The sequence below is a fragment of the Hydrogenophaga defluvii genome (assembly GCF_042665235.1).
GTDB classification, from domain to species: domain Bacteria; phylum Pseudomonadota; class Gammaproteobacteria; order Burkholderiales; family Burkholderiaceae_C; genus Hydrogenophaga; species Hydrogenophaga defluvii_A.
The window spans coordinates 1-996 of record NZ_JBHTBZ010000026.1 but is presented as its reverse complement, the minus strand read 5'-3'; the positions used below and the strand labels follow the sequence as shown (position 1 = coordinate 996).

Sequence of the window (996 nt, the reverse complement as noted above, 5' to 3'; positions counted from 1 at the left end):
TGGAGTTGACCCACTTCCGTGGACGGGTACTGGTTTGATTCTCAAACCGTTTCGGGTGTTGTCTCGACATGCACGTAGGCATCTTCAACAACATCAAACAGCGCTTCGTTGGTCCTTTCAAAGTTCAGGGGTGAGAGGTAGCCCAGGCCGCTGTGGCGGCGCCGGGGGTTGTACCAGCCTTCAATCCAGGTGAAGACCGCCATGCGAGCCTGCGCCTTGCTCTGGAAGGTACTGCGCTCGATGAGTTCACCTTCCAGGCTGGCAAAGAAGCTCTCGGCCATCGCGTTGTCGTAGGCATCGCCCACAGTCCCCATCGAAGGTCGCACCTGCATCTGCCGGCAGCGCTCGCCAAAGGCCAGGCTGGTGTACTGGGTGGGTTCAACCCATCGTTGCAACACGTTCTATCCGGAGGTGTTGATGGATGTGAAGACGAGGAAGGCGAGCGCATCGCTACGCGCAAAGTTGAGCTCACCCGGGCGACCGCCGGTTCTGCATCGGGCAGCGCGATGGCCGTTTTGGCAGGCAATCGCACGCGGGCTTAGCAGTGAGGACGCGGCCGCCGTGGCCGGGGTTTCTATGGCGGTTGGATCCAGATGGTTCCGACAATGCGGCGGTATGCCACCTTCGCATCTAGCACCATCCGCTCCGCAGCCCACCGCCCGCTACTTGTCGTTTGCCGAGCGTGAGGAGATCGCGTTGGCGCGCGCCCGTGGTGAGGGTGTCCGGGAGATCGCCCGCCAGCTTGGGCGTTCCGCCTCAACGATCTCGCGCGAGCTGCGGCGCAATGCGGCGACGCGCGGTGGCAATCTGGATTACCGCTCTCATACCGCGCAGTGGCATGCTGACCGGGCAGCGAGAAGACCCAAGGAGGTCAAGCTGGTGAGCAACCAGGCGCTACGCAAGTACGTGCAGGATCGTCTTGCTGGGAACATCGCGACGCCGGGCGGGCGAACGATTGCCGGACCGCAGGTGTCATGGAACGGTCGACGGCAGGGG

At 62.8% G+C, this 996-nt stretch carries 1 protein-coding gene and 1 pseudogene; one reads left to right on the top strand and one right to left on the bottom strand.

Annotated elements, in window-relative coordinates; genetic code table 11:
• Positions 1–41: 41 nt before the first annotated feature.
• Positions 42–374 (bottom strand): annotated as a pseudogene (locus ACFQU0_RS11460) (transposase); the annotation flags it as partial.
• A 43-nt stretch (positions 375–417) separates the two neighbouring features.
• Here ACFQU0_RS11460 and ACFQU0_RS11455 point away from each other — a divergent pair.
• The coding region (locus tag ACFQU0_RS11455; protein ID WP_417451970.1) for a transposase at positions 418–996 on the top strand (579 nt) is incomplete at its 3' end.